Below are 1823 nucleotides of genomic sequence, written 5' to 3'. Positions count from 1 at the left end.
GACTCTGCTCCCGTGTCACACCGTGTGCTTCGTGGTTCCAATTCAAGACCCGCAAAACCTGGAAACCAACCCGCCTGGACTCGATCGCAGAAGCTAATGAAAGAATGGACAATAGTTCTAACAGGAAGAATTCCTTAATATCTACCCTAAGAGGCAACGCTGAAACCAGGGCAATCTGCGAACAAGATAATTCAGATTCCATCTGGCCATATACTCTGACCATATAATCCAATGAAAATTCACCAACTTGTATTGCAACCGCTGAATTTAAAAACTAATTTAACAGGGCATAAAAAAGTTTGTTGAAAAGAAGCTGGCAGGTTTATTATTTATACTTCATCATTTTAACTAACTTTTTCGAGGCAAATATGGATTTTGATGCTGTCAAATCTAACGTCGGTTATTATGCTAATACACCAGATGATTCTCTTGAAAGCATATCTCAAAATACCGGTTTTTCATCTGTACAGGACATAGCAAAAACAATTCCTCCTGTTCAGGGTTATGAATTTCCGGACACAAGCAAGATGAAAAATCGAAGGGTGGTAAATGCTGAGGTAGATAATTATCACCTTGAATCTCATCACAGTTGCGAACCTTGCCAGGAAACCCAATCCCCGCCTGAAAACGGGCATAATCAATTGAAAAAATCCTGTATTTTTCCTGAAAAGGCAACAGTGACCGCACCTAATCTACGGGATCTTATTCAACAAATTGGTTTCACTGTAGATCAAAAAAATTATATCCAAAGTGGAAGTACTTATTGCTTATCACAACCGGGTAATTCCAATAAACTATTTTTAAAGACTACGTTCACTTCTGATTATGCTCACGATTTAAATGCAGCCTTGGTTGATTGCCCTGAGGTTATTCGCATTGACTTTGCCATTTTTATTAATAGAGATCAATTCAAGTTTCTCAGGCGTGAAGATTTTGAATTGGTTTCACATCGTGAAGGAGGTAAAGCTATCCGTAATCCGTTTAAGAGTGATGGGTTCGAATATTGTGGTGTTGCCATGGAATATGCCGCAGGCTCTACCTTGGAGGATACTTTTAAAATCAGGCAACTATTCCCTGCAAAGGAGGCGGTAGAGATAGCACATAAAATTAGCAGAGGTCTGTATCAGATTCATCGCCAAGGTATAATTCATCAGGATATAAAACCAGACAACCTGGTTTATAACAATAAAACAGGAATATTGAAAATTATTGACTTTGGCATGAGTACAGTCAGTGATTGCTGTGATTCACACCACGGTTGCCATGACTTTATGGCCCCGGAGATGTGTTTCTCTGAAACCGAGGGTAAAGTGCCCAGGCATGATAATAAATGTGATTCCTGGGGACTTGGAATAACTATGCTGACGGTAATTTGCGGTTCTCTGCCCGGGGATTTTACTTTTCCATCCAGAATTCCTTATTCATGCCCGGCAAATAATCATCTTTTCTCTCAAGAGCAGGAGACAACTAAAATAAATGCGATAAATTCAAAGCTTGAAACGTTGGGATGTGACCCGGGCGAATATAAAGAGCTAGTATCCATTATTCTCCAATTGATAGCCCATGACCCTGTAAGACGGATGAGCATAGAAGATGCATACATTAATCTCGAAGCGTTGCAGCTGAAGATGAATAAGTAGTTGGCCTAAAAGAATCGTATGATTAGAGTTTGGTATCAGGGCATTAGCAACAGAAACAGTGCCAGGAGGCTGTCCGAGAATAGCGCCCGTAGCGAGGATGGCAAAAAATTGAGGATAAAAAGTCGGAGATTTTTAGTGAATAGTGGTTCTATTTACTAAAAATTTCCGACTTTTTAGACCAAT

At 39.8% G+C, this 1823-nt stretch carries 2 protein-coding genes; one reads left to right on the top strand and one right to left on the bottom strand.

From position 1 onward, the window contains the following. Positions 1-202 (bottom strand): hypothetical protein (locus KDK14_RS09020; protein WP_257264764.1); only part of this gene is annotated, 202 nt, incomplete at its 3' end. Between the two features lie 100 nt (positions 203-302). Between KDK14_RS09020 and KDK14_RS09015 the strand changes: the two genes are divergently transcribed. Next, a complete protein-coding gene (locus KDK14_RS09015) occupies positions 303-1640 on the top strand; it encodes a protein kinase (RefSeq protein ID WP_257264763.1) in 1338 nt (445 codons plus the stop codon). Positions 1641-1823 lie beyond the last annotated feature (183 nt).

The sequence above is a fragment of the Endozoicomonas sp. ONNA2 genome, from assembly GCF_024606365.1.
GTDB lineage: Bacteria > Pseudomonadota > Gammaproteobacteria > Pseudomonadales > Endozoicomonadaceae > Endozoicomonas.
This window is presented reverse-complemented; position numbering and strand designations above follow the sequence as displayed.